This is a genomic window from Meishania litoralis (assembly GCF_042611095.1).
GTDB classification, from domain to species: domain Bacteria; phylum Bacteroidota; class Bacteroidia; order Flavobacteriales; family Flavobacteriaceae; genus Meishania; species Meishania litoralis.
In genome coordinates this window covers 80,531-107,430 of sequence record NZ_JBHFPV010000004.1, presented here as the reverse complement: position 1 = coordinate 107,430, position 26,900 = coordinate 80,531, and the positions used below count along the sequence as shown (strand labels likewise).

The window sequence follows — 26,900 nt, the reverse complement described above, 5'->3', positions numbered from 1 at the left end:
TTAATCGTCAGCGATATTCGGTGTTAGCCATTTTTTCGCCTCTTCAAAATCCATCCCTTTTCGCTCTGCATAATCCTTTACTTGATCTTCCTTTATTTTACCTAATCCAAAATACCGCGCTTCGGGATTGGCAAAATAATACCCTGAAACGGAAGCCGCCGGCCACATGGCCAGGCTTTCGGTCAATTTTACGCCAATTCTTTTTTCGACATCGAGTATTTCCCAAATGGTCAATTTCTCCAAATGATCCGGACAGGCAGGATAACCCGGTGCCGGGCGGATTCCTTTGTACGATTCGTTGATCAAATCTTCATTCGTCAAATCTTCGTTCGCTGCGTAACCCCAATGTTGGGTACGGACTTCCTTATGCAGATACTCTGCAAAAGCCTCTGCCAACCTATCGGCCAACGCCTTTATCAAAATGGAATTGTAATCGTCCAGATTTTTTCGGTATTGCTCGGCAAGTTCATCGGTGCCAAAACCTGCCGTGACACAAAAGCACCCGATATAATCTTGTCTGCCGGTTTCTTTAGGAGCGATAAAATCGGCCAATGCGTAATCGGGCACACCCTCTTTTCGCTGGAGTTGTTGGCGCAGGGTTCTAAATATTGCCCCCCCCGCCCCCGAAGGGGGAGCTGTCAATTGTGCGTGTATTCTGTCCAAGACATTTTCGAGATGGCCCAAAACCTCATCGTTCGTAAAACGAATTACCCTAAACCCTTCTTTTTCAAGCCAAATCGTACGTTCTTTATCGCTCTTTTTGTTATCGGGAAGTTGATGGTACGACCCATCCACCTCAACGATCAGGTTTTTCTCCAAACAGATAAAATCGGCAATAAATTCGCCGATTATATGTTGCCTACGGAATTTATGACCGTCCAAATTCTTTCCGGAAAGTGCATTCCATAACATTGTTTCGGCCGAAGTGGGCCGATTTCGCATCTTTTTGGCATGTTCTTTCAACAACCCGTACAGACCAGGATTTGCCGTCATCCAATAGTGCTCCCCCTTTGGGGGTCGGGGGGCTATTTCGATATCATCGTCATTTACGGTATTGGCCGGAAACAATCCGAAAACACCTTTGGCCATCAACTGTTTTTCTTCGATTACCTTTTTCAGCATTTTTTGGGCATCGGAAAACAATTCCGTTGCCTGTGCACCGACTATTTCATCGGTCAATATATCGGGATATTTTCCGTGCAGTTCCCAACTTCTAAAAAAGGGTGTCCAATCGATATAATCGATAAGTTTTTCCAACTCAAGGTCTTCGATCACCTGGATTCCCAATGCTTTGGGTTCAATTATTTCAGAAGTTTTCCAGTCGATCTTGAATTTGTTTTGCCGGGCGGCTTCGATAGATTTATATTCTTTGTGTTGCGAGCGGTTCATGAACTTCTGGCGAAAGACATCATAATCTTTCTTGATGGATTTTTTATACCCCTCGGAAGTCTCTTTTTGCAACAAATCCCCAACCACGGTTACGGCCCTTGAGGCATCATTTACGTGCACCACGGCCTGACTGTACTGCGGATCTATCTTTACGGCGGTATGCGCCTTACTAGTTGTCGCCCCACCGATCAACAACGGTACCTTGAAGTTCTGTCGTTCCATCTCCTTGGCGAGGTGTACCATTTCGTCGAGCGACGGTGTGATCAAACCGCTCAGGCCGATGATATCGACTTTATGCTCTATGGCTTCAGCAATTATTTTTTCAGGAGGCACCATGACCCCCAAATCGACTATCTCGTAATTGTTACAGGCCAATACTACGCTGACTATGTTCTTTCCGATATCGTGTACATCGCCTTTTACCGTTGCCATTAAGATCTTTCCAGCCCCCTCTGAATCTTCGAGTTGAGGATTGAGCAACTTTTCTTCTTCAATATAAGGCAAAAGATAGGCCACCGCTTTTTTCATTACCCGTGCAGATTTGACCACCTGTGGCAAGAACATCTTACCGCTTCCGAAAAGGTCGCCGACAACGTTCATTCCGGTCATCAAATGACCTTCTATGACCTCAATGGGTTTCTTTGCCGATCGTCTGGCTTCCTCAACATCTTCTTCAATGTATTGATCGATACCCTTGACCAGGGCACGAGTTATCCTTTCTTGCAGAGGTTCTTTTCGCCAAGACAAGTCAACCTTACTCTCTTTCGTCTTTCCGATTACCGACTCGGCGAAATCGAGCAATCTTTCGGTAGCATCATCCCGTCTGTTCAACATAACGTCTTCAACATGTACCAACAGATCCTCGGGAATATCGTCGTAAACCTCCAACATAGTAGGGTTCACAATACCCATGTTCATACCTGCCTTGATCGCATGGTACAAAAAAACGGAGTGCATGGCTTCCCGCACCGGGTTGTTGCCCCTGAATGAAAATGACACATTGCTGACACCGCCACTTACGCTCACATGGGGCAAGTTTTCTCGCACCCATTTGGTGGCATTGATAAAATCAAGGGCGTTCAATTTGTGCTCGTCCATTCCCGTAGCGACCGGAAAAATATTGAGGTCGAAAATGATATCTTCTGGCGGGAAACCGACCTTGTTGACCAAAATATCATACGAACGTCTCGCAATTTCTATACGCCGATCATAGTTATCGGCCTGCCCGACCTCATCAAAGGCCATTACGATGACCGCGGCGCCATATCTCTTTATCAATTTTGCATGGTGGATAAATTCTTCCTCACCTTCTTTAAGACTGATGGAATTCACCACACATTTGCCTTGTACCACTTGAAGTCCGGCTTCGATGATTTCCCATTTTGAACTATCGATCATAATTGGAACCCGCGCTATATCAGGCTCTGCCATGACCAGGTTCAAAAACCTGACCATCGCTTGCTTGCCATCGATAAGGCCATCGTCCATATTGATATCGATAATCTGTGCACCGCCTTCGACTTGATCTCGGGCTACATCCAACGCTTCCTCAAAGTTGCCCTCTTTTATCAGTCTTAAAAATTTTTTCGAACCTGCAACATTGGTGCGCTCCCCCACATTGACGAAATTGCTTTCCGGGGTAACGGTTAGTGGTTCAAGACCGGACAAACGCAAAGGGCGTTTATGGTCACTAGTTAATGGTTTGTGGTTTATAGTAGACAATATTCTCGTTTAATTATGAAAATGAATATTTTACCTATTGTATGTCTTTCTAGTTGACAAATAAGAATCAACTATCAAACACAATTTTTCCAATTCTCTCCAGTCTTTTTGAAATGGCGGTGCATCCCAAAAATATAGTATCCTTTTTGAGCATGGTCAACTTCATCTATTTGAGTAACACCATTGCCTAAAATTTGGTGTGTAAATTGACTTTTCTCCAGTAAAGCAACAAAATTTCGATTCACCTTTAAACTAATAACTTCTAACCATTACCTGCCGTGGCTTGTAACCAGCGACAAGCTCGGCAATGGCCGTAATATGTTCAGGGGTCGTACCACAACATCCTCCAACGATATTGACCAATCCTTTTTCTACATACTCCTTTATCTGTTCTGCCATTTGTTCGGGAGATTCGTCATATTCGCCAAAGGCATTTGGCAAACCCGCATTGGGGTGGGCCGAAATAAAATGTTCCGACCTTTTGGATATCACTTCCAAGTGTGGCACCAATTGACTTGCACCAAGGGCACAATTAAACCCGACCGAAAGTATCGGAATATGGGATATCGAAATTAGAAATGCCTCTGCTGTCTGACCGGAAAGCGTTCTACCCGATGCATCGGTAATCGTACCACTGACCATGATCGGCACGTCGATATTCCGTTCTTCTTTGACTTCCTCGATTGCAAAAAGTGCCGCTTTGGCATTGAGGGTGTCAAAAATAGTTTCGACCAGCAATATATCGGCACCACCATCCAACAAAGCTTCTGCCTGTTGTTTATATGCAATTCGTAATTCGTCGAACGAAATAGCCCTGAACCCCGGGTCGTTAACATCGGGTGACATGCTTGCCGTCTTGTTCGTAGGCCCCATACTACCCGCAACGAACCTCGGTTTATGGGGTTCTTTGGCCGTGAACTCATCGGCCACTTTTTTGGCGATCTTGGCCGATTCATAGTTCAACTCATACACCAAATCTTCCATATGGTAGTCGGCCATCGCAATGGTCGTCCCCGAAAAAGTATTTGTTTCCACAATATCGGCACCTGCCGCAAAATACTTTCGGTGCACCTCTGCAATGGCTTCCGGTTGCGTCAATGAAAGCAAGTCGTTGTTTCCCTGTAGCGGATACTCCCAATCTTTAAACCGTTCGCCCCGAAAATCCTCCTCTTTAAATTTGTAACGTTGGAGCATAGTACCCATGGCACCGTCCAGCACTAAAATCCTTTTGCTTAATATTTGTTTGATAGCACTCATAAAACAGATTCATAACCCCCATAGGCTTGCAAGGGTTGTCATATCGCAAACGTTTTGTAAAATCGTATAGTATGATCAGGAAAGATAAAATGAAAGACCTCATTTTTGGGTTATCTGTCCCGAATATTATTACGGGATAGAATGTAGCACCTTCTTTAAAGTTAAAGGGTTGCTAAGGTTTCATAGGGTCTAGTCCCTCCACCTTTCTTGATAACGATTTCAATTTTTATATGAACTGGGTACAAAGTAACGATACGTGTTTCTTAAAAGCAAGAAAACCGCCTGGTTTTTAGAATTACGGAATCCAAAAAAAACCTCCAAATTCAAAATTTGGAGGTCGAAGCTAATTCGGTATCACGGCAAATTTTTCAAACAATGCTTTGTACCACTTCTTTTTTGGCTTCCTTTTTGCTGCCATCAAAACCTTCTACTCCTCCAACAGTGGTGTATTTCATAACGTAACGCTTTCCAGGATTGATAATCTGGTAAGCATACTGGCACATCACGGCCGCTTCGTGGAACCCTGACAATATCAGTTTCAGTTTGCCTTCATAGGTATTGACATCACCAATGGCAAAAACCCCCGGAATATTGGTCTGATAGTCTTTGGCATTGTTCACCTTGATGGCATTTTTTTCGATTTCAAACCCCCAATCACCAATCGGGCCCAATTTAGGGGAAAGGCCGAACAAGGGTATAAAACTATCCACCTCTAAATAGGTTTCTCCTTTAACGGAATCATTGTGCTTAACGACCACGGCTTCAAGTTTTTCATCACCATATAGCTTTTTTACCTCCGCCTCGGTAAAGAGTTTTATCTTGCCCAATTTTGCCAATTCCGATGCTTTTTCAACGGAATCCAATGCACCCCTAAATTCATTCCTTCGATGCACGAGGGAAACTTCAGAAGCAACATCGGCCAAGAAAATCGACCAGTCCAAGGCGGAATCTCCCCCACCCGCAATGACCACTTTTTTATCGCGATAGACTTCAGGATCTTTGACCATATAGGCCACACCTTTATCTTCAAAATCCTGAATATTTTCTATGGGTGGCTTTCGTGGTTCAAAAGAACCCAAACCTCCTGCAATTACGACTACGGAAGCTTGATGTCGGGTACCTTTGTTAGTAGTCACCACAAACGATCCGTCTTCTTGCTTATCAAGGGTTTCGGCTCGTTCACCTAGTGTGAATCCAGGCTCAAAAGGTTTGATCTGTTCCATAAGGTTATCGACCAAATCGCCCGCCAAAATCTCGGGAAAGGCCGGTATGTCATAAATCGGTTTCTTAGGGTAGATTTCGGAACACTGTCCGCCCGGTTGCGGCAGGGCATCTATCAAGTGGCATTTTAGTTTTAATAATCCGGCTTCGAAAACCGTGAACAGTCCCGTTGGACCTGCCCCTATTATTAGTATATCTGTTTTTATCATGCTTTACGTCTATTTAAATCTTTTCGACCAGTTTTTGGGTAATCGCGTTCATTTTATCCACTTTTTGTTCGAAATCGCCCTTTAACGTCTTTCTGTATTCGTTTAAATTGTGTACCATTTTATTGATATCTTCGGGAATCACCTCCTCGAAAAATTGGCGCAACCGTTTTGCCGTCGTCGGCGATTTACCATTGGTCGAAATCGCAATCTTGACATTCCCTTTCGTCACTATACCACCCATATAAAAATCGCAATAGGGCGGATTATCGGCTACATTGACCAATTTGTCAAATGACCTGCAATCATTGTACACCTGTATATTCACTTCGGGTACATTCGTGGCCGCAATGACCATGTGTTTTCCCATTAGGTATTTGGCATGGTACGAATCGGTAATCAGTTCGACATCAAATTTACGCGCCAAGTCTTTGGTCGCTTTTCGGAACATGGGTGCTACTAAGGTCACTTTTGCATCGGGACTCGATTTGGTCAAAAACGTCAATTTCTCCTCGGCAACGTTTCCCCCGCCCACAATCAAAATTTGAAGATTCGATGTTTTGAGAAAAATCGGGTATAGGTTGTTTCTTTCCATCAATACTATTTTAAGGTCATCACTGGGAAAAGGTATCTTACATTAAGACCGCATAACTAAGCCCTTATCGAGGTCTCGACTGCGCTCGACCGGAAAACTAATTCCTTCACTATATTGCGGTGTTTTACCACTTCACCGATAATGATGATTGCAGGATTGGCCAAATCTTGCCGTTCTACTTCTTTTTCGATAGAATCAATCGTTCCGATTCCGATTTTCTCATCTACCCTCGTTCCGTTTTGGATAATGGCGATCGGTGTCCGCGATTTTCCTTCTTTCTTGAAAAGCTCCACGATCTGCGGAAGCTTTGACATGCCCATTAAAATGACCACGGTCGCACTCGATTTGGCCGCCAATCGAACATCATTGGACAACCTGTGTTCTTTGGTGGTGCCCGTGATGACCCAAAAACTTTCCGAAGAACCTCTTTTGGTCACGGGAATGTTTTGGGAAGCAGCCACTGAAAGACAAGAAGATATACCCGGAACCATTTCAACTTCTAATCCGTGGGCGGCGGCATGTTCCATTTCTTCGGCACCTCGGCCGAACACAAATGGATCCCCACCTTTTAAACGCACTACATGGCCATGGGTTCTCGCCCGGCTTACAATCAGTTCGTTGATCTGCTCTTGTTGGTATGAATAACACCCCTTGCGCTTACCCACGAAAATATGTTCGGCCCGAGATGCATATTCCAACAATTCGGTATCGACCAACGCATCGTACAAGACCACATCGGCATCTTTCAGGGCTTTAATGGCTTTGAGGGTGATAAGCTCCACGTCACCAGGACCGGCCCCTACCACGGTCAATTTTGGTTCTTTATACATGGGCCAATTCCAGTTTTCTAAAGTTTTCTACTTTTTGCAAAAAGCTACTTGCATCTTTCAAATAGCTTTTGGCAAATGCTTCGCTCGGTTCATTTTTGTTCAATTGCAGTGCCATTTCCTCAAATCCATCTAGCCCCCTTTCCGTTCCCCCAAAGGGGGAAAACTGACTGGCATTCAATACGATTTTCCCGGTTTCGACAAAAAAGCGGTCAAAATCCTTGATAATGCTGGCATGGGTATTGACTTTCGTCTTTTCGGCGGTCAACAAAGCTTTGGCCGAATTTACCATTGACGAATAGGAGTGATAGATGCTCGCGGCCCATCTTCCTGTTTCGAAGGCCTCCTTTGCGTTGTCGATTTTTTCTTGGCTTTCCAACAGCAACGTAGCGATCAAATCGATAACGACCCCGGCACATTCGCCAATACCGATTTCCTTTTTATATTTCTCGGTATTGCCCCAATCGATGAAGTCTTCGGGAGTCAAATTTTCAATATCGGATAACGGGGTCAGAAAATCATAGAAATACATTTGCCCCTTTTCCTGGTAATAATCGGCGTACGATTTGCCGTTTCCGTTGGCATCGAAATCATCCAAGATCAATCGTAGCGCCTCTGGGCCTCTTTTACTTGGTACTTTTACAACCTTATCGGCAAAACGGCCATTACCGTTTCCATCATTTCCACCTCCCAACAAAACCTGTAAGGCCGGGGCAACCAATTTATCCTTTGTACGAATGCTCATTCCTTGAAAGCCGATGTTTGCCATATTGTGCTGTCCGCAAGCGTTCATACAGCCACTTATCTTAATGGCCACATCAGGATTGGAAATATATTGCGGGTATTCGTTTTTAATGACCCGTTCCAACTCCTCGGCAATTCCGGTACTGCTCGCAATGCCCAGGTTACAGGTATCGGTACCGGGACAAGCGGTTATATCGAGTGCCTTATTATACCCGGCCTCTACAAAACCTAATTTTTCAAGTTCTTGATAAAAGAAAGGAACCAATTCTTCTTTTACATGCGGAATCAAAATGTTCTGCCGCAACGACAAACGGATTTCACCCGCCGCATAATTTTTTACCAAGTCGGCCAACGATCTCGCCTTATCGGTATAGAAATCACCCAACAAAACTTTGATGCCGATTGCCACAAAACCTTTCTGTTTTTGAGGAACGATATTCGTGGATTTCCATTTTTCAAAGGCATCGGCATCCTTTATCTCAACCTTTGGAATTTCGTTTTCGGCCACTTTTACCTTCGGATAGCTTTCTGCATCGATCTCAAAATTCGTGTGCGGCACCGCTTTTTGTTCTTCTTCCAGCAACTTTTTGAATCCGTCAAGACCGATATCCTTCAACAAGAATTTCATGCGTGCCTTGGCCCTACTTTTTCGTTCGCCATACCGATCAAAAACACGGATGACACCATCCATTAACGGAATTATCTTTTCCGAAGGTAGAAATTCAAAAAGTGCATCGGCATGTCGGGGTTGCGAGCCCAGCCCACCACCGAGCATTACCTTAAACCCCCGAACACCATCTTTGATTTTGGCGATAAAACCGAGGTCGTGCATATATGAAAGTCCGGTATCGGCATCGCTCGAAGAAAAAGAAACCTTGAACTTTCTACCCATTTCCTGGCCGATCGGATTGCGAAGAAAGTATTTGAACAAAGCATCGGCATATGGTGAAACGTCGAAAGGTTCGTCAATATCGATACCAGCGGTTTCGCTTGCCGTTACATTGCGCACCGTATTTCCACAGGCCTCGCGAAGCGTTACCTTATCTTTTTCAAGTTGGGCCCAAAGTTCGGGTGTTCGGTCGAGATCGACATAATGGATTTGAATGTCCTGTCGGGTAGTGATATGCAGACGCCCCGTGGAATATTCATCGGAAACATCACAAATACGGTGCAATTGATTGGAAGTCACTTTGCCATACGGCAGTTTGATCCGTATCATCTGTGCACCTTGCTGACGCTGACCATAGACACCACGGGCCAAACGAAGGCTCCGGAATTTTTCCCCATCAAGTTTCCCGTTGTGGAATTCGTGAATCTTACGTTCCAGTTCGAGAATATCTTTTTCGACTACCGGGTTCTCTATTTCTGTTCTAAAGCTTTGCATTTCTTAATCTCAACAATCAATTACTATATTCTTTATTGCCTATAGATTTAATAGATTTATTAGATTTATTAGATAAATCAATCCTAAAATCTTGTTAACCGACCTTATTTAACCTATAAAACCTGCCCCAACGGTATTATTCGTTTGCATATCAATCAAAATGAACGAACCATTGGTGCGATGATTCTTGAACTTATCATAAAAAATCGGCTTGTTCAGTTTGAAGGTAACCTCAGCGATATCGTTCATACCAAGGCCCTGTACATCGGTTTCGATACCCGAATAATCAGGATTTATCCTGTGATGTATATTATCGACCTTTGCCAAAACTTTATTGATCCCATGTTGTACGATATACTTTTTACCGGCCGTTAATTTGTCGGAATCCATCCAAGAAACGGTGGCCGTAAACTGTTTCTCTATAGTGGGCAGATCACCGGCCTTAACCAACATATCGCCCCTGCTCAGGTTGATTTCATCTTCCAAGGTTATTATTACGGAAGACCTTCGCGAAGCAGTTTGATACTTCTGGTCATAAAAGTAGATTTCCTTGATTTTTGATCTGGTCTGTGACGGAAGGGCCACAACCTCATCGCCTACGTTCAATTCGCCGCCGTACACTTTTCCTGCAAATCCGCGGAAATCATGGTGTTCTTCGGTCTTCGGACGTATGACGTATTGCACCGGAAATCTTGGCGTTCCTATATTCGATACAGCTGCGAGATCCAAGCTTTCCAAATGCTCCAATAGGGTTTCGCCCTTGTACCAAGGCGTGTTTTCCGATTTATTCACGACATTATCCCCTTTTAGGGCACTGACCGGAATGAACGTAATTTTCTGATCTTGATAATCGCGTTTCGCCATCAACTTTTCGAAATCGGACTTTATTTGATTATATCTTTCTTCGGAAAAATCGACCAGATCCATTTTGTTGATGGCTACTACGACCTCTTTTATACGCAAAAGGTTGTTGATGAAAAAATGACGGTTGGTCTGTTCGATAACACCTTTTCGTGCGTCGATCAAGATTATCGCCGCTTGCGAAGTCGAGGCTCCAGTAACCATGTTTCGGGTATATTCCACATGCCCCGGAGTATCGGCGATGATGTAACTTTTCGTTTCGGTCGAGAAATAAATATGGGCCACATCAATGGTTATGCCTTGTTCACGTTCGGCCACAAGTCCGTCAGTGGCCAATGAAAAATCAAGATAATCATATCCGTTCTTCTTACTGGTCTTTTCTATGGCCTCCAATTTGTCGGTGGTCAATGATTTTGTATCATAGAGCAATCTGCCGATCAAGGTACTTTTACCGTCGTCTACACTGCCCGCTGTCGCTATCTTTAGTACTTGCATTTTTAAAAACTGTTGGCCTCTGGCTTTTTGCCTTCGGCTATTTATTGTTTGTTTTTCTATCGGCCAATAGCCGAAAGCCAAAGGCAAAATTTTCTTTATAAAATTTTAGAAATACCCCTGTTGTTTTCTCTTTTCCATTGCCGCTTCCGAGCGTTTGTCATCGATTCGGGCACCCCGTTCCGATATTGTGGAATCCCTGATTTCCTGTACTACCGATTCTATATCGGTCGCTTCGGAAAATACTGCGGCCGTACAGCTCATATCGCCCACTGTTCTGAACCGCACCATTCTTTCAAGTACCTCTTCGTCTTCTTCTTGGAATACGTATTCCGAATGTGACCAGATCAATCCGTCCCTTAGGAATACCTTGCGTTTGTGCGCAAAATAAATCGACGGAATTTCAATTTCCTCCTTTTTGATATAGGACCAAACATCGAGCTCCGTCCAATTCGAAATCGGGAACACACGTACGTTCTGGCCCAATTCGATCTGCCCATTCAACATATCGAACAATTCAGGTCGCTGGTTTCTTTCGTCCCATTGGCCAAAATCATCACGAACCGAAAAGATGCGTTCTTTGGCGCGTGCTTTTTCCTCGTCCCTTCTAGCACCCCCGATACAGGCATCGAATTTGAACTCTTCGATGGCGTCTAAAAGTGTCGTGGTCTGGAGGGAATTTCTGCTCGAATATCGACCCGACTCTTCCTTTACCTTACCTTGATCTATCGAGTCCTGAACATTTCTTACAATAAGTTCGAGACCTAGTTCTTCGACAAGTCGATCACGGAATTCAATGGTTTCGGGAAAATTATGCCCCGTATCGATATGCATCAATGGAAAAGGGATCTTTGCCGGCCAAAAGGCTTTTTGCGCCAACCGAACGAGCGTAATGGAGTCTTTTCCTCCCGAAAAGAGCAAAACCGGTTTTTCGAATTGTGCCGCCACTTCCCTAAAAATATAAATGGCCTCGTTCTCCAATGCGTTGATATGCGATGTGCTGTTATTCATAAAAAAGTTCAAGTTCAAAATCTTTAGATCTATTTTTCTATTAATTCACATTTCGTACTTTCAATTTCGTACCAAGTATTTCAAGTGTGCAATCCACATTCCCGATTTTCCAGAACCTTGGTCGGGTCAAAATATTTATGTTCGTTGGGCAGGTTTCGCTCCTTTAAATAAACGTCCAATTGTGTGTCGGACCAATGATAAAACGGACACACTTTCAATACGCCATCTTTGCTCAGACTCAAAATATCCAACGAATCACGGTGTGCCGTTTGCCCCTTTCTAAGGTTCGTAAACCAAACATCGGGCCTATGGAAATCCATTGCCCTTCTGAAAGGTTCAAGTTTTACCTGTTCGGTAAATTCGGCATGCCTAGGGTCATCAATATTCGGAATACCCATGACCGCATCACGGTATGCCGATGTCTGTTTTGGAACGTACAGATCTATGGCCAAACCTAACCTTTGGATCAATTCTTCGGCATGTTTATAGGTGTTCGGCGTATTGTACCCGGTATCGCACCATATTACGGGAATGTCTTTTTTCACGTCTGCCACGGCATCTAGTATTGCCACCTCATAGGGTCTAAAATTGGTGGTGACCACCGCCTTTTGGGCATTTTTGATCGCCCACGAAATGATTTCCCCTGGCGGGATTCCTTTAAACTGAATGTTCAGTTTTTCAATCTGTTCTTTTGTATAGGCCATGAACTAATATTTTATTTTCCCCAATTGATCTTATTCCAAATTCTTTCGTGAAAAAAGTAGAGGAACATTTTGGTAACAAAGTCTATGGATGCAATTGACGCCGCAATGGAAACCTTACCTGTAAGCAAGTATGAGATCAACAGGGTATCCAAAGTACCTATGACCCGCCAACTTACCGCTTTGGCAACACTTCGAATGGGTTTCTCAGAGTTTTTGTCGGCTTCATACTTTGTTTTAGATTCTTTTTTACTTAGAACGAGTTGGTCAACGATCATTGATAATGCTTTTAATCTAATTACCCCATCTATTTAATAGAGTAAACAAAGATAGATTAAAATTATTGCAAGAAAAGAATCATTTTAGAAAACTTTATAATAATCCTATAGATTTAGTAGATTAATAAAGAATGGCCATAAAATATCAGGAATTTTTACTTGAACTATATATTGCTGGTCAAATGGGCAATAAAATCACATTATACACAAAGCCTCCATGCCCCGGCGAAATCACAGCAAACTAAATGACCAGGTCGGCCAGAGTGTTGTTACGATAGACGGCCAGGTTGGCATCACGTACCTTGAGCATCAATTTATTGACCGAACAGGTATTTTCATCTGGGCAGTCGTCACACTTCTCGTAGAAGTTCAGGCTGACGCAGGGCACCATAGCTATCGGGCCTTCGAGAATTCGCATAACATCGGTCATTAATATCTCCTTGGGGTCTTTGATTAGGTAGTACCCCCCACCCTTGCCTTTTTTTGAGCCTAGGAATCCGGTTTTTCGCAAGGACAGCAAAATACTTTCCAAGAACTTCTGCGAAATGTTCTCATGCTTTGCTATTTCAGCAATCTGAACAGGCCTGTTATCCTTTTGGGAGGCCAAATGTGCCAAGGCTTTCAGACCATATTTTGTTTTTTTGGAGAGCATTGGGCTAAGATAGGAAAATTTGGCCAAGGGTTCTTTCATAGATTCGCGCTCACCATTCAAGAATCGGCACCGTCTTTATTAAATTTTTTACAAATTCGCCGTTAAACTGTTAAACTGCACTTGTCTAACACTATATTTTCGTAACTTCAACACATACATTCAATTAGATAATCATCATGGCAAATTTTACACTTAAAGTCAACGGAAAAACGCAGCAGCTTGAAGTCGACCCAACAACTCCCGTGCTCTGGGTTTTGCGGGACCACCTTAAATTGGTGGGCACAAAGTACGGTTGTGGTATCGCGCAATGCGGTGCCTGCACCATTCATCTTGACGACAACGCAGTACGTTCATGCCAACTGCCCGTTTCGGCCGTAGGTGAACAAGAAATCACGACAATCGAAGGACTATCAGAAAATGGGGACCACCCCGTTCAGAAAGCATGGATAGAGGAAGATGTATATCAATGTGGATATTGTCAGTCCGGCCAGATCATGAATGCCAGTGCCTTCCTGAAAAAGAATCCTAATCCGACCGACGCAGAAATCGAAACGGCCATGAACGGCAACATATGCCGTTGTGGCACCTATACTAGAATCAAGAAAGCCATTAAAAAGGCGGCAACCACTGAAAACGCATAAAACGCAAAAAAATGACACTTATAAAAACAAAATATAACAGACGATCTTTCTTAAAAAGTTCTGCACTTGCAGGCGGGGGAATGATGCTCAGTTTCAGTTGGTTGGCCTCATGCAAGCCTTCACCCGAGCAAATCAAGAGCTTGCCAAAAGAGTGGTTCGACATCAATGGATTCTTGAAAATCGCGGACAATGGCTTAGTGACCATTATGTCTCCAAACCCTGAAATCGGCCAAAACATCAAAACGGCCATGCCCATGATCGTTGCCGAGGAGTTGGATACGGCCTGGGAAGATGTCATTGTTGAACAGGCACCCCTGAATACCGATATTTTCACCAGACAATTGGCAGGTGGCAGCCAATCCATTCGTCAAGGCTGGGAATCGCTGCGAATGGCAGGGGCCACGGCCCGACATATGTTAATAGCGGCGGCGGCAGAAGCTTGGCAAGTGCCCGCAGAAGAAATTACCACCAATGCCGGGGTTCTTTCTCACAAGGCTTCGGATAAATCGGCGGGATATGGCGAAATGGCCTCCGCGGCGGCCAACATCCCTATACCTGAAGAGGTGGCATTAAAAGATATAAACGATTTTAAAATAATAGGTACGGACAGAAAGAATGTCGATGGGCCAAAAATCATAACCGGCAAACCTTTGTTCGGTTTAGATGTGCAGGAAGAAGGTATGCTCATTGCCATGATCGTCCATCCACCTGCATTTGGCATGACCTATAAATCTATGGATGCCGAACCGGTCAAATCAATGCCGGGCATCAAAGATGTCTTTCCTATCGAGGTTTACCCCGAAGAGGTTGAAAAACAATGGTCCGATGGTGGCGGTATTCCGCAATTGGTCGCCATTGTGGGAGAAACTACCTGGCAATGTATGCAAGCCAAAAAAGCGCTGACCGTTGAATGGGAAGAAACATCAAAGCTTGAAAGTAGTGCCTACCACGAAGAGGCTTTGACCAAATTATTAAATACTACACCGCAGGCACCGGCCCGCGAAGACGGTGATGTTAAAAAAGCCTTCAAAAACGCTGCTAAGGTGATAGAACGCACCTATAGTGCGCCTTTCTTGGCCCATAATACGATGGAACCCATGAACTTTTTCGCCAATGTCACTTCGGACAAGGCCGAGCTCAAGGGTCCCATTCAAACTCCTGAATTTCTTGAAAAGACATTGGCATCGCGACTAGATATGCCCCTCGAGAAAATCGACATTATGATGACCCGAATGGGAGGTGGTTTTGGTCGGCGCCTTTATGGACATTTCGGGGTCGAGGCGGCCGTGATTTCCCAAAAAATGCAAGCACCCATAAAATTGGTCTATACCCGTGAGGACGACATGACCCAAGGTACGTACCGTCCGGCCTACAAAGTGCGCTATAAGGCGGGGTTGGACGAAAACGGTAAGTTGATCGCCTGGCATGTCAGAGGGGCCGGGGCCAATGACGACCTAGTTTTCGAAAATCGTTTTCCGGCCGGGGCCGTAGACAATTATTTGGCGGAGAAGCATCGATTGGATTCAAACGTTACTACGGGCGCATGGAGAGCACCTCGCTCCAATTTTATTGCCGGTGCGGAACAGTCCTTTTTGGATGAAGTGGCCGAATTGGCTGAAAAAGACCCCATTGATTTCCGTTTGGAATTATTTGAAAGAGCAATTGCCGATCCGGTAGGAGATCCCGAGAAAAACGACTATGACCCAGCGCGCTATGCAGGGGTATTAAAATTGGTAAAAGAAAAATCGGGCTGGAACAGTGGGTCGAACAGTAATTCACTGCGTGGCGTATCTGCCTACTTCTGTCACAATTCGTATGTGGCGCAGGTACTAGACATGGAAATGGAAGCCAATACCCCTACCGTTAAAAAAGTTTGGTGCGCCGTTGATTGCGGTATCGTAATCAATCCGTTAAGCGGTAGAAATCAAATTGAAGGGGGTATCATCGATGGTATAGGGCATGCCACCTATAGCCAAATGACTTTTAAAGATGGTAAACCCGAACAGGAAAATTTCGACAAATATCAATTGATCCGACAACAGCAGGCACCCAAGGAAATAGAAACTTTCTATGTTGACAATGGAATCGACCCAACAGGTTTGGGCGAACCCTCATTGCCACCGATATCGGGAGCTTTGGCCAATGCCCTTTACAAAGCAACAGGTCGACGACACTATAGCCAACCTTATGCAACCGACAAACAGGTGGTAGGATAGAATTAAGAAGGTTTACCCTATTCAGCTGCGTATTTAATAAGTACGCAGCTTTTTTTATGCCAAGGCCAAAGCTTGAGCAATATCGGCAACGATATCATCAATATGCTCCAGACCAACGGAGACGCGGACCATGCCATCGGTGATACCCGTTTCGGCTCTTTCTTCTTTAGATAATTTACTGTGGGTAGTAGAAGCAGGATGCGTTACAATGCTACGTGAATCGCCCAAGTTCGCCGAAAGCGATAACAGTTTTATGGAATCGAAAAAATTTTGGCCCGCCTTCAATCCTCCTTTGACCTCAAACGCCACTACACAGCCCCCGGCCTTCATTTGCTTTTTGGCAATTTCGTATTTAGGATGCGATTTCAAAAAAGGGTACCGTACCCAATTTATCTTTTCATGGTTTTCCAAAAACTCGGCAAGTTTCAGCGCGTTCTCGCAATGCCTGTCCACCCGAACGGCCAAAGTTTCCAAGCTCTTCGACAGCACCCATGCATTGAAAGGCGAAAGTGAAGGACCGGTAATTCTTGAAAAACGGTAGATTTTATCTATTAAATCTGCATTGCCAACAGTGATTCCAGCCAAAACTCTGCCCTGTCCATCCATTAGTTTCGTGCCGGAATGAATGACCAAATCGGCCCCGAATTTTATCGGCTGCTGTAAATAGGGAGAAGCGAAACAATTATCGATGACCAAAATAAGATCATGCTTTTTAGCGATTTTTCCTAAAACTTCGAGATCCAAAATATCCACTCCAGGGTTCGTCGGCGTTTCGGCATATATAACTTTGGTCTGAGGTGTGATCGATGCTTCCAATTCATCCAACTCATCAATTTTAAAATAGGTATGCGATATATTCCATTTTGGAAAGAAATTGGTAAGCAAAGCATGTGTCGAACCGAAAATACTTCGAGCCGAAAGAATATGGTCACCACTGTTCAATAAGGCCGCCAATGTTGAAAACACCGCTGCCATACCAGAGGCAAAGGCAAAACCATCTTCGGCACCTTCCATTTGACAGACTTTTTCGATGAATTCCGAAGAATTCGGATTGGAATACCGCGAATAGACATTCCGATCTTTTTCCTCGGCAAAGGAGGCCCGCATATCTTCGGCATCCTCAAAAACAAAACTGGATGTCAAATACATCGGACTAGAGTGCTCTAAAAATTGTGAGCGTTCCAATTGCGTTCGAATGGCATTGGTTTCAAACTTGCCGTGGGTGTTTAGCTCTTGGGTTTCGTTAGTTTTCTTGGCTTTCATTGTTTTGGCCGTTTGTTGTTTGCATGTTGGCTTTTGGCCGTTGGCCTTTTGCTTTGGGCTATTTGCCTAAAACAAAGTGTTTAAATATTGCTTTGCACTTCTTACCTCGTACTTCTTATTTCATACTTCCTATAACCGCTCCGCGATTCGTAAAATATCTCCAAAAACGCCCCGAGCGGTCACAGCGGCCCCTGCCCCAGCACCCTGAATGACCAAAGGATGCTCCCCATATGATTCTGTGTAAATTTCTATGATCGAATCGGAACCTTTGACTTGCCCCAAGGCACTCTCTTTGGGCACTGAAATCAGTTTCACATCCAAAATACCTTTTTCCCTTTGTAGATTGCCATGAAGGTCACCGACATATCGAAGTACATGACCGGGTCTTTGGTTTTTTTTGATTTCATTATATTGGTCGTCGAGCACGTCAAGATTTTCCATAAAAAAGTCAACATCACCTTCTTGCAAGGAACTTGGTATCAAATTTTGGATCTTGATATCGGAAAACTCGTTTCTCAAATCGAGCTCACGGGCTAGGATCAATAATTTGCGGCCAACGTCGTTACCCGAGAGATCTTCTCTGGGGTCCGGTTCTGTAAATCCCTTTTTTACCGCATTTTTGAGAATCGAGGAAAAGGGAATATCGACTTCTGAAAACGTATTGAAGATATAACTCAGGCTTCCGGAAAAAACACCCTTGATACGTGTTATATTTTCACCAGACAAGTGTAACAATTTAATGGTATCGATCAACGGCAGGCCCGCACCCACATTCGTTTCGTATAAATACTGCTTTTGGTTCTTGGCAAGTTCTTCCCTCAACAATTGGTAGTAATCAAACCCCAAGGTGTTCGCAATCTTGTTGGAGGACACTAGATCAAAACCATTCTCGACAAAATCGAAATAATTGGAAACAAAATTCTCATTGGCCGTATTATCGACCATAATCAGATTTTCGAGATGGTGCTTTTTTGCAAATTCGAACACATCGCCGACCTTGTATTCGCAACCTTTTCGTTCGATAACAGATTTCCAATTCTTAGGAACGCCATCTTTGCCCAAAAGCAATCTTCGTGAATTGGCCACGGCGAAAACGTTCAAATCGATCGCTTTTCTCTTCTCAATGGTCTTTGACGATTTTAAGATCTGATCGATAAGTGTTCCGCCGACATTGCCATGGCCGAAAATGGCTACGTTCACTTTTTTGCTGATTCCGAAAATCTGTCCGTGCATTACGTTCAAAGCCTTCTTCAGGTCCGATTTTTTAACAACCAAACTCACGTTCTTTCCGGTTACCGTATTGTTGAACAGCAAGGGCACTATTTGATTTTTGATCAATGCATTATAAGGTTTGTGAAAAGAACTTAGGTCTTGGCCGATTATGGAAATGACCGAAACCTGATCAACGACCGTTATCGTATTAATATCCTTGGCATAAAAATCACTGCTAAACTCATGCTGTAATGCCTTTTTGGCCTGCTGTGCCCTATCGGCATCGACTACCAGCCCGATACCTCTTTCAGAAGATCCCTGCGAAATTATGCTAACACTGATATTGTTCTCTCCCAAAGCCCTAAAAATGCGGGCATCGACACCGACCTTGCCCAACAGCCCCCTGCCTTCGAGATTGATCAACGAGACCTTTTCGATCACCGATAGCGATTTAATACCTTCTTTGTTGGTCTTGGCACTGATCAATGTACCTTCATTTTCTCTTTTAAAAGTATTAAGGATTCGAAGCGGAATATTCTTTTCAATTAGCGGAATAATGGTCTTCGCATGAAGAATATTGGCTCCGAAACTTGCCAGTTCATTGGCCTCGGCGTACGAAAGTTCGGAAATACGTTTGGCATCACCCACATAATCAGGATTGGCCGTAAAAATACCGTCAACATGGGTATAGTTCTGAAGCTCTTCTGCATCTAAGAAATTGGCGATCAGGGCCGCGGAATAGTTACTGCCGTTTCTTCCCAAGGTTGTGGTCTCATCATTTTCGGTCGAAGCGATAAAGCCCGTAATTACGGGAACCGTTTCATCATCAAATCTGGCGAATTCAAGCAATACATTCTCTTTTGTAACGGCTTCCAATACTCTCGCATCGCCAAAATTGTCATCAGTCTTGATGAGTTTTCTCGCATCGACGCATATGGCCCTGACACCCTTGCCGATCAACAATTTGGTAATCAGTTTTACAGAGATCAGTTCACCGTACGCCAATACTTGATCTTTGATTTTCTTACTATAATCCCCAAGAAAAGAGACACCCTCCAAAAGCTTGTATAAATTGCCAAACTCCTCTGAAAGATTTACATTTTTATACAAATGGCTTTGGTATGCTTCAAAATCCTTGAAATCTTTTGAGAAATCTTGACCGTTCGCGGCCTTGTCAAGCATGAGTTCCAATTGATCGGTAGCTTTTTCGCGCGCGGATAGCACCAGTGCTATCTGTTCGCCATTATCGACTTTCGTCTTGACGATTTCCAGTACACTGCCAAGGCCTTCGCCATTGCTCAATGATTTGCCCCCGAACTTAAGTACCTTGTACTTTTTTGATCTTCCGTTCTGATTGAAAATACCGTCCAACAATTTTTGCATTTGTTCGAACTCGATCAAAAAAGCATCATGGCCATGTAACGACTGTACTTCACCATAGGTAACATTACTGTTGGCCTGGGCCAATTGTCGAAAGGTTTCCTTATTTTCCTTGGCCGTGAAGAAGAGGTCTGAATCAACCCCGATAATATGTATGTTCGTATCGCTGTTTTGAAGATCGATGAACCTCTGATCGCCATCACGTGTAATATCGATCGTTTTCAACAACTGGTTCATCAATTTATAGGCAGAAAGCTGAAAACGTTCCTGTAATTTTTTTCCATGGTGCATCAACCAACTCTCGACATTAAAGACCTGAAGCTCTTCATTGGTACTTCGTTTAAAACGCTCTTTGAAGGACTCTGGGGTACGGTAGCACAACATGGCATGCATACGGGCGTCGTGAACGGGTTGCTTTGAGTTCACCAAGAATTGTTCCTGGATCTGGCAATTGGCGATGAGCCAATCGGTCGATTTCCAATCGGAAGCCACCGGAATCAAGTGTTCGGTAATCTTCGTATTCAATGCAGCCATTTCCCAGGCTATGCCCCCTCCCAACGAACCGCCAATAATCGCGAACAATTTGTTGACTTTTAATTGCTTCAAGCCCAACAAAAAAATCTTCGCAATATCGCCCGCAACGAAATCCTTATAGTTGTCAATTACAAAGCCATCATAACCATTACCCGGAATATTGAACGAAAGTATAGTATACTTTTGGGTGTCGATACATTTACCTTCGCCGATCAACGCCGACCACCAACCACCGTCACCGGTTACATTTGAGTTTCCTGTTAGGGCATGGTTGACGAGCACGATCGGTGCCGAATGAAGTTCCTTGCCAAAAACCTGATAAGAAAGTTCTATATCTTGAGAAGCACCGCTTGAGGTGCTAAAATTTTCAATTACTAATCGATGCATGGATCATTGTATAAAGCGGAGTCAGTGCGGGCCCAGTGCCGAAATAAAAACACCGACACTGTACCCGTTATGACTTAATTCTTTTAAGCAAAAACCGATTTGTCGATAGTGGCGAACGCACTTTTCAAATCTGCCTTTAAATCTTCCAAATCTTCAAGACCGACAGAAAGACGGATCAAATCTTTCGTTACCCCGGTCGATTCTTGTGCCGCATCATCCAATTGTTGGTGGGTCGTACTTGCCGGGTGGATAATCAATGATTTTGAGTCGCCGATATTCGCCAACAAGGAGAATAATTTTGTGTTGTCGGCTATTTTTTTCGCGGAATCGAATCCGCCTTTTACCCCAAACGTGACGATTCCGCTTTGGCCTTTTGGAAGATAGGCGTCGGCTTGTGCCTTGTATTTACTTGTTTTCAAACCGGGATAGTTCACCCAGGCCACCTCATTTCTGTCTTCAAGCCACTCGGCAAGTGCCAGGGCGTTTTCACTGTGTTTTTTCATGCGTATTTCCAAAGTTTCCAATCCTTGGATGATTTGGAAAGAATTGAAAGGGCTGGGTGCCCCACCGAAATCACGAAGGCCCTCGATACGAACTTTGGCGATAAAAGCGGCAGGCCCCAAGGCTTCGTGATAGACCAAACCGTGATAACCGGGGGAAGGCTCGGTAAACTCGGGAAATTTCCCATTGCCATAATCAAAAGTTCCCGCATCGATAATAGCACCACCTAGTGCAGTGCCATTGCCATTGATGTATTTGGTCAGGGAATGGATAACGATATTGGCGCCATATTCAATCGGATTCAACAAAGCGGGCGTCGCTACCGTATTGTCTACAATAAAAGGAATTTTGGCCGCCTTGGCTTCAGAGGAAATAGCTTTTAAATCGAGAACATCCAACTTCGGATTCCCCAAGGATTCCACAAAAATTGCACGCGTATTTTCCTCAATTGCTTTTCCAAAATTGGTGGGATCTTCGGGGTCGACAAAAGTTGTGGTAATTCCCAGTCTTGGTAAAGTATTCGACAATAAATTATAAGTACCCCCGTAAAGGCTGTTCGAGGCAACTATATGATCACCGGCACGCAAAAGAACCAAAAGCGCCGTTGATATGGCCGCGGTACCGGAAGCCGTCGCAACTGCGGCAATACCCCCCTCTAAAGTAGCCAAGCGTTGTTCAAGAATATCATTGGTAGGGTTGTTCAGTCTCGTGTAGATGAAACCGGGTTCCGACAGGTTGAATAAATTCGCCGCATGGTCGGCATTGTTGAAGACATAGGCCGTACTCTGATAAATAGGCACCGCCCTAGTACCACCATTGGCAGTTGTGTCATGCCCAGCATGAAGGGCGTTCGTTGAAAATTTTTGATTACTCATGATTTTAAGGATTTTTAATCGTTAAACAAATAATTAAAAAGCCAAACCCAAAACGCGGACAATGCGAATCGGCTAAATCAAAAAGTTATAAGAAAGTGAAAAATTACGGATGTAATTTATTTACGTTATCTGCCGGATACCGAATAGAATTCAGCACACAGTAGAATTTAGCACCTTCTTTGAACCGATAGCCATCGGATATTACAAAGGGTTGCTAAGGCTTCAAAGGGTCTATTCCCTCCACCTTTCTTGATAACTATTCAATACGTGTTTGAACTTTGTTGGGGCAAATATATAGTCGGAATATTTAAATTCCCTACTTTTTTTGAAAAATTTATAGTTTGAATGCTTTTTTGACCTTGTCTACCATGTCTAATTTCTCCCAGGTAAAAAGCTCGACCTCTTTTTCAACACGTCCATTATATGGTGATTCATAGACTTTCTTGACCACTTTGGGGTCTTTGCCCATGTGACCATATGCGGCCGATTCAAGATAAATGGGATTTCTAAGTTTTAGACGCTTTTCAATGGCAAAAGGGCGCATATCGAATAAGCTCTCAACCTTTTTTGCAATTTCACCATCGGTCAAATCAACATTCGACCTGCCGTAGGTATCCACAAATATCGAAGTCGGTTCGACCACTCCGATCGCATAGCTTACTTGTACCAATATTTCATCAGCAACACCAGCGGCAACCAAGTTCTTGGCAATATGGCGTGAAGCATATGCCGCACTTCTGTCAACTTTACTCGGATCTTTTCCGCTGAAAGCTCCTCCGCCGTGGGCTCCTTTTCCACCATAGGTATCAACAATGATTTTTCTTCCCGTCAAACCGGTATCACCATGAGGGCCTCCGATTACAAACTTCCCTGTAGGATTGATGTGATAGGTAATCTGATCGTCGAAAAGGTTCTGGACCTTTTTGGGTAATTTTTTCTTGACCTTCGGAATCAAAATCTCGATCAAGTCTTTCTTGATCTTGGCCAACATCTTGTCATCGTTCTTATCAAAAGCATCATGTTGCGTAGATATAACGATGGCATCGATACGTTGGGGCACATTATCGTCTGAATATTCAATGGTTACCTGCGACTTTGCATCAGGGCGTAAGTATTTAATTTCTTTTTTCGCACGTCGCAAGTCGGCCAAAACCTGGAGGATCTTATGTGAAATATCCAAAGCCAAGGGCATATAATTCGAGGTCTCTTTTGTGGCATAACCGAACATCATGCCTTGGTCACCGGCACCTTGTTCTTCTTTTTTGCCCCGATCGACACCTTGGTTGATGTCTTGTGACTGTTCATGGATCAACGAAATAACCCCACAAGAATCGCCACTGAACTGATATTCCCCTTCGGTATAACCGATTTTATTGATAACACCTCGGGCAATGTTCTGAACGTCTAAATAAGTATTGCTTTTTACTTCTCCTGCCAATACGACCTGACCGGTAGTCACAAGGGTCTCACAAGCTACTTTACTCTCAGGGTCAAAAGCTAAAAAGTTGTCTAATAGGGCATCACTGATCTGATCGGCCACTTTGTCGGGATGGCCTTCACTGACCGATTCCGAAGTGAATAAATATGACATACGATTTAAATAATTATAATTTATATCTATGGGGACCTGACCGAGTTACCAAGTAGAATGATATAACCGAATTATATCAACTGCTTTAGCATTTTTTCCGCCGAACTCATCTTCGACATTTCGAGGTTGCAATCAGTCAAATCCATCCTCTCGTTTGAGAACGCAAAAATATGAAAATTGTTATGGTGACAATACTATTTCACTTAAGTTTTGATATGAGGGGTTAAATTTTCGGCAAAAAATCCCTTCAGGACAAAAGAATAGGGCGTTGTAGACCTTCCTAAATTTCATTTTCTTGACTCTGTACAACAAAAGCGTATTTCACCTACTATTTTTTCCAAAACTCGATATACTTCGTATATTGTGCGTCATCATCAAAAGCAAGACACCAACCATAAAATAGTGCAAAAATGCATATTGCCGTTGCAGGAAACATTGGAGCCGGAAAAACCACTTTGACCAAATTATTGGCCAATCATTACAAATGGGAAGCCAACTTCGAAGATGTTGTCGACAACCCGTATCTCGATGATTTTTATAACCAAATGGAGCGATGGAGCTTTAATCTCCAGATTTATTTCCTCAATCATCGCTACCGACAAATATTAAAGATTCGTGAAAGTGGCAAGAATATCATACAAGACCGTACTATTTATGAAGACGCCTTTATTTTTGCACCAAACCTACATGCAATGGGTTTGATGACCAACCGAGATTTCACCAATTATTCAAGCCTTTTTGAACTGATGGAGAGTTTGGTGCAACCACCCGATCTTCTGATCTATCTCAGAAGTTCGATACCCAACCTTGTCAAGCAGATACATAAAAGAGGAAGGGATTATGAAAACTCGATCTCAATCGATTATCTCAGCCGACTGAACGAACGTTATGAGGCATGGGTGCATGGCTACGAAAAAGGTAATTTGCTGGTCATCGACGTCGATGACCTTGATTTTGTAGATAACCCTGAAGATCTCGGAACAATTATCAATAAGATCGATGCAGAGATCAATGGACTCTTTTAATTAAGGGCGAACAAATTAAGCTATAACAATCCTATTTGCTTGGCGTGTAGCTCCAATTGATCGCTGTTTTCCACAAACAAGACCGGGGTACTATCAAATTCAGCGAACAAATCCTTGACCCGGACCATTCTTTTTCTGTGGCCGACATCCCTTAAATAAATTGCCAATATCTGGTTCGGATATTCTTCTGCTATTTCCTTATAAATATCAGCATCATACTCTCCGCTATCCCCGATCAATATAAAACTCAGACCGGGGTACGTTTTGAGAATATTACGGATTTCGTGTTGCTTATGTGGCCTGTCATTATCGTGGTTTTTCGTCAATGCGGCCCGCAAGCTTCTCAAAAGAATCGGCCCTTTGGGAAAGCTATTCTTGATCAGGAAGAATTCGAGGTACCGATAAAGGTTCCAAGGACTGTTGCTTACATAAAAAATCGGGTTTACGGCCTTACCAGATTTTCCGTGGTGTAATCGGTGGTAAAGTTTGGCAGCTCCTTTGAGTGGGATCCGTTGGCCCACATTAGAAAAAAAAGTACGGAGAATGGCGCGCCATTTTAAAAAAGAAGCCACTCCCGTCCACAGAATCGTATCGTCGATATCACTGATGATCCCGAATTCAGCATCTTCATGAGGAATCATCATTTCTCCGGGAAAACGATTTTCATGTAAAATTTCCCTTTTTAACGAATAATCGGAGTATGAAATCGCGTATTGCAACCAACCTTCATCGTTGATTAGTTGACTTAAATCTTTGCTCGGCAGGTCTATCAAATAATATCCGTCATCATTGGTCTCGCCCGAAACGGCCCTTCCGTCGACCAATTTGATATTTAAAGGTGTATGTTTTATTTCATCGGCATCAAAGCGTTGGTATGTGTTACGGATCAACTTGAAGAATCCTTTATCGGCCAAATCGATTTCTTCATCCTCCAAAGCCCTTCCCCTTAAATACAGATGGGCATCGGTACCATAGGTCTGAAAAGCGATGATCTGTAACTTGTCTTTTTTGCCGAATACTCCCATTGGCCCAAATATAGGAAAAGGCCGAATTCACAAAGTAGTTTGCGAAATGAAAAAATGGCTTGTTCACTCGTTCAGATGACCCTTACACTCAATCCTTATTTTATGATGCGGGTACATCTTCTAGATTTATGGTAATGTTCAACCTGTTCGCTTTATGACGAGTTCATTTCGCCGAACATAAAACCACAGAATTATGAAACCAAAAAAGAACCCTAAAAAAGATCTGAACCGAAATAGGAGCGTCTATTTTTTGACCGGACTGGCCTTGGTCATGTTATTGACTTTTATAGCATTGGAATGGAAGACGTATGAAACAAATTACCCCCAATACATCTCAATGGATGTTGATGATGATTTAACGGAAGAAGTGCCTGTTTTTCAGTTAAAGACCCCTCCTCCGCCCCCGCCACCTGTGGCGCCAACAATAATAGATGTTGTGCCCGACGACCCCGAAATCGATGAAACGCCTATTGCCGTTACCGAACCTTTTCCGGATACGCCCATCGCGATCGACAGTGTGGTGGTCGAAGAACCTGAAGAAGATATTGCCATACCCTTCTCTGTAATAGAAAGCGTTCCGGTATTTCCAGGATGTGAAAACGAAACCGACAAACGGGCCTGTTTTCAAACGATGATGTTAAAACATATCAGAAATACTTTTCGCTATCCGGAAATTGCCCAAGAAATGAATATTCAAGGAAAGGTCTATATGAATTTTGTCATTCAGAAGAATGGAAGTATCGGAGAAATACGAATTCTCAGAAGTCCTGATAAAAATCTAGGGGAAGAAGCAACAAGAATCATAGGCAAACTTCCTAAAATGACACCGGGAAAACAAAGTGGCACCCCTGTCAAAGTACCTTTTAGTATTCCTATTACGTTTAAATTACAATAGACCTATTGTAATAAA

General features: G+C 43.6%; 20 protein-coding genes and 2 riboswitches. Of the genes, 4 read left to right on the top strand and 16 right to left on the bottom strand.

Features of this window, described 5'->3' with window-relative positions; all coding sequences use genetic code 11:
* From ACEZ3G_RS14070 to ACEZ3G_RS14020, 11 genes are all read right to left on the bottom strand, one after another.
* On the bottom strand, positions 1-3,111 hold the full coding sequence (locus ACEZ3G_RS14070) for a vitamin B12 dependent-methionine synthase activation domain-containing protein (RefSeq protein ID WP_432426150.1): 3,111 nt from the start codon (positions 3,109-3,111) through the stop codon (positions 1-3).
* Between the two features lie 252 nt (positions 3,112-3,363).
* Positions 3,364-4,368 (bottom strand): homocysteine S-methyltransferase family protein, encoded by a 1,005-nt coding sequence (locus tag ACEZ3G_RS14065; RefSeq protein WP_432426149.1) that lies wholly within the window; start codon positions 4,366-4,368, stop codon positions 3,364-3,366.
* A 107-nt stretch (positions 4,369-4,475) separates the two neighbouring features.
* Positions 4,476-4,585, bottom strand: a riboswitch (SAM riboswitch).
* Between the two features lie 151 nt (positions 4,586-4,736).
* Positions 4,737-5,798 (bottom strand): NAD(P)/FAD-dependent oxidoreductase, encoded by a 1,062-nt coding sequence (locus tag ACEZ3G_RS14060; RefSeq protein WP_432426148.1) that lies wholly within the window; start codon positions 5,796-5,798, stop codon positions 4,737-4,739.
* A gap of 13 nt (positions 5,799-5,811) precedes the next feature.
* Complete coding sequence (locus ACEZ3G_RS14055) at positions 5,812-6,390, bottom strand: precorrin-2 dehydrogenase/sirohydrochlorin ferrochelatase family protein (RefSeq protein ID WP_432426147.1); 579 nt, start codon at positions 6,388-6,390, stop codon at positions 5,812-5,814.
* 56 nt (positions 6,391-6,446) lie between these two features.
* On the bottom strand, positions 6,447-7,220 hold the full coding sequence (gene cobA / locus ACEZ3G_RS14050) for a uroporphyrinogen-III C-methyltransferase (RefSeq protein ID WP_432426146.1): 774 nt from the start codon (positions 7,218-7,220) through the stop codon (positions 6,447-6,449).
* Positions 7,213-9,345, bottom strand: coding sequence for a HEPN domain-containing protein (locus ACEZ3G_RS14045; protein WP_432426145.1), 2,133 nt, complete (start codon positions 9,343-9,345; stop codon positions 7,213-7,215). Before ACEZ3G_RS14045 ends, cobA begins: the two co-directional genes overlap by 8 nt.
* Before the next feature lie 108 nt (positions 9,346-9,453).
* A complete protein-coding gene (locus ACEZ3G_RS14040) occupies positions 9,454-10,701 on the bottom strand; it encodes a sulfate adenylyltransferase subunit 1 (RefSeq protein ID WP_432426144.1) in 1,248 nt (415 codons plus the stop codon).
* A 105-nt stretch (positions 10,702-10,806) separates the two neighbouring features.
* On the bottom strand, positions 10,807-11,709 hold the full coding sequence (gene cysD / locus ACEZ3G_RS14035) for a sulfate adenylyltransferase subunit CysD (RefSeq protein WP_432426143.1): 903 nt from the start codon (positions 11,707-11,709) through the stop codon (positions 10,807-10,809).
* 80 nt (positions 11,710-11,789) lie between these two features.
* Positions 11,790-12,413 carry a phosphoadenosine phosphosulfate reductase domain-containing protein gene (locus ACEZ3G_RS14030; protein ID WP_432426142.1) on the bottom strand — a complete coding sequence of 208 codons (624 nt, stop codon included), beginning with the start codon at positions 12,411-12,413 and terminating at the stop codon, positions 11,790-11,792.
* An 11-nt stretch (positions 12,414-12,424) separates the two neighbouring features.
* A complete protein-coding gene (locus tag ACEZ3G_RS14025) occupies positions 12,425-12,688 on the bottom strand; it encodes a DUF2061 domain-containing protein (protein ID WP_432426141.1) in 264 nt (87 codons plus the stop codon).
* A gap of 241 nt (positions 12,689-12,929) precedes the next feature.
* Positions 12,930-13,340 (bottom strand): RrF2 family transcriptional regulator, encoded by a 411-nt coding sequence (locus ACEZ3G_RS14020; protein ID WP_432426363.1) that lies wholly within the window; start codon positions 13,338-13,340, stop codon positions 12,930-12,932.
* A 176-nt stretch (positions 13,341-13,516) separates the two neighbouring features.
* On the opposite strand from ACEZ3G_RS14020, the gene ACEZ3G_RS14015 reads away from it, so the two are divergent.
* Positions 13,517-13,981: a (2Fe-2S)-binding protein gene (locus tag ACEZ3G_RS14015; RefSeq protein WP_432426140.1), complete on the top strand. Its 465-nt coding sequence runs from the start codon at positions 13,517-13,519 to the stop codon at positions 13,979-13,981.
* An 11-nt stretch (positions 13,982-13,992) separates the two neighbouring features.
* Entirely contained in the window at positions 13,993-16,197 is a 2,205-nt protein-coding gene (locus tag ACEZ3G_RS14010) for a xanthine dehydrogenase family protein molybdopterin-binding subunit (RefSeq protein ID WP_432426139.1), read from the top strand.
* Positions 16,198-16,251: 54 nt separating this feature from the next.
* Here the strand turns inward: ACEZ3G_RS14010 and ACEZ3G_RS14005 are convergent, their stop codons facing one another.
* The 4 genes from ACEZ3G_RS14005 to metK all read right to left on the bottom strand — a co-directional run bounded on the left by ACEZ3G_RS14005 (position 16,252) and on the right by metK (position 23,940).
* Complete coding sequence (locus ACEZ3G_RS14005; RefSeq protein WP_432426138.1) at positions 16,252-17,460, bottom strand: trans-sulfuration enzyme family protein; 1,209 nt, start codon at positions 17,458-17,460, stop codon at positions 16,252-16,254.
* 129 nt (positions 17,461-17,589) lie between these two features.
* Complete coding sequence (gene thrA / locus ACEZ3G_RS14000; RefSeq protein WP_432426137.1) at positions 17,590-20,973, bottom strand: bifunctional aspartate kinase/homoserine dehydrogenase I; 3,384 nt, start codon at positions 20,971-20,973, stop codon at positions 17,590-17,592.
* 83 nt (positions 20,974-21,056) lie between these two features.
* Positions 21,057-22,349 (bottom strand): O-acetylhomoserine aminocarboxypropyltransferase/cysteine synthase family protein, encoded by a 1,293-nt coding sequence (locus tag ACEZ3G_RS13995; RefSeq protein WP_432426136.1) that lies wholly within the window; start codon positions 22,347-22,349, stop codon positions 21,057-21,059.
* A 122-nt stretch (positions 22,350-22,471) separates the two neighbouring features.
* A riboswitch (SAM riboswitch) is annotated at positions 22,472-22,608 on the bottom strand.
* Positions 22,609-22,683: 75 nt separating this feature from the next.
* Entirely contained in the window at positions 22,684-23,940 is a 1,257-nt protein-coding gene (gene metK / locus ACEZ3G_RS13990; protein ID WP_432426135.1) for a methionine adenosyltransferase, read from the bottom strand.
* A gap of 410 nt (positions 23,941-24,350) precedes the next feature.
* Here metK and ACEZ3G_RS13985 point away from each other — a divergent pair, with 410 nt between their 5' ends.
* The gene (locus ACEZ3G_RS13985; protein WP_432426134.1) at positions 24,351-24,965 is read left to right on the top strand and encodes a deoxynucleoside kinase; all 615 of its coding nucleotides are present in this window, start codon (positions 24,351-24,353) and stop codon (positions 24,963-24,965) included.
* A 20-nt stretch (positions 24,966-24,985) separates the two neighbouring features.
* Here the strand turns inward: ACEZ3G_RS13985 and ACEZ3G_RS13980 are convergent, their stop codons facing one another.
* Entirely contained in the window at positions 24,986-25,990 is a 1,005-nt protein-coding gene (locus ACEZ3G_RS13980) for an App1 family protein (protein ID WP_432426133.1), read from the bottom strand.
* A gap of 193 nt (positions 25,991-26,183) precedes the next feature.
* Between ACEZ3G_RS13980 and ACEZ3G_RS13975 the strand changes: the two genes are divergently transcribed.
* Positions 26,184-26,885 carry an energy transducer TonB gene (locus ACEZ3G_RS13975; protein ID WP_432426132.1) on the top strand — a complete coding sequence of 234 codons (702 nt, stop codon included), beginning with the start codon at positions 26,184-26,186 and terminating at the stop codon, positions 26,883-26,885.
* Positions 26,886-26,900 lie beyond the last annotated feature (15 nt).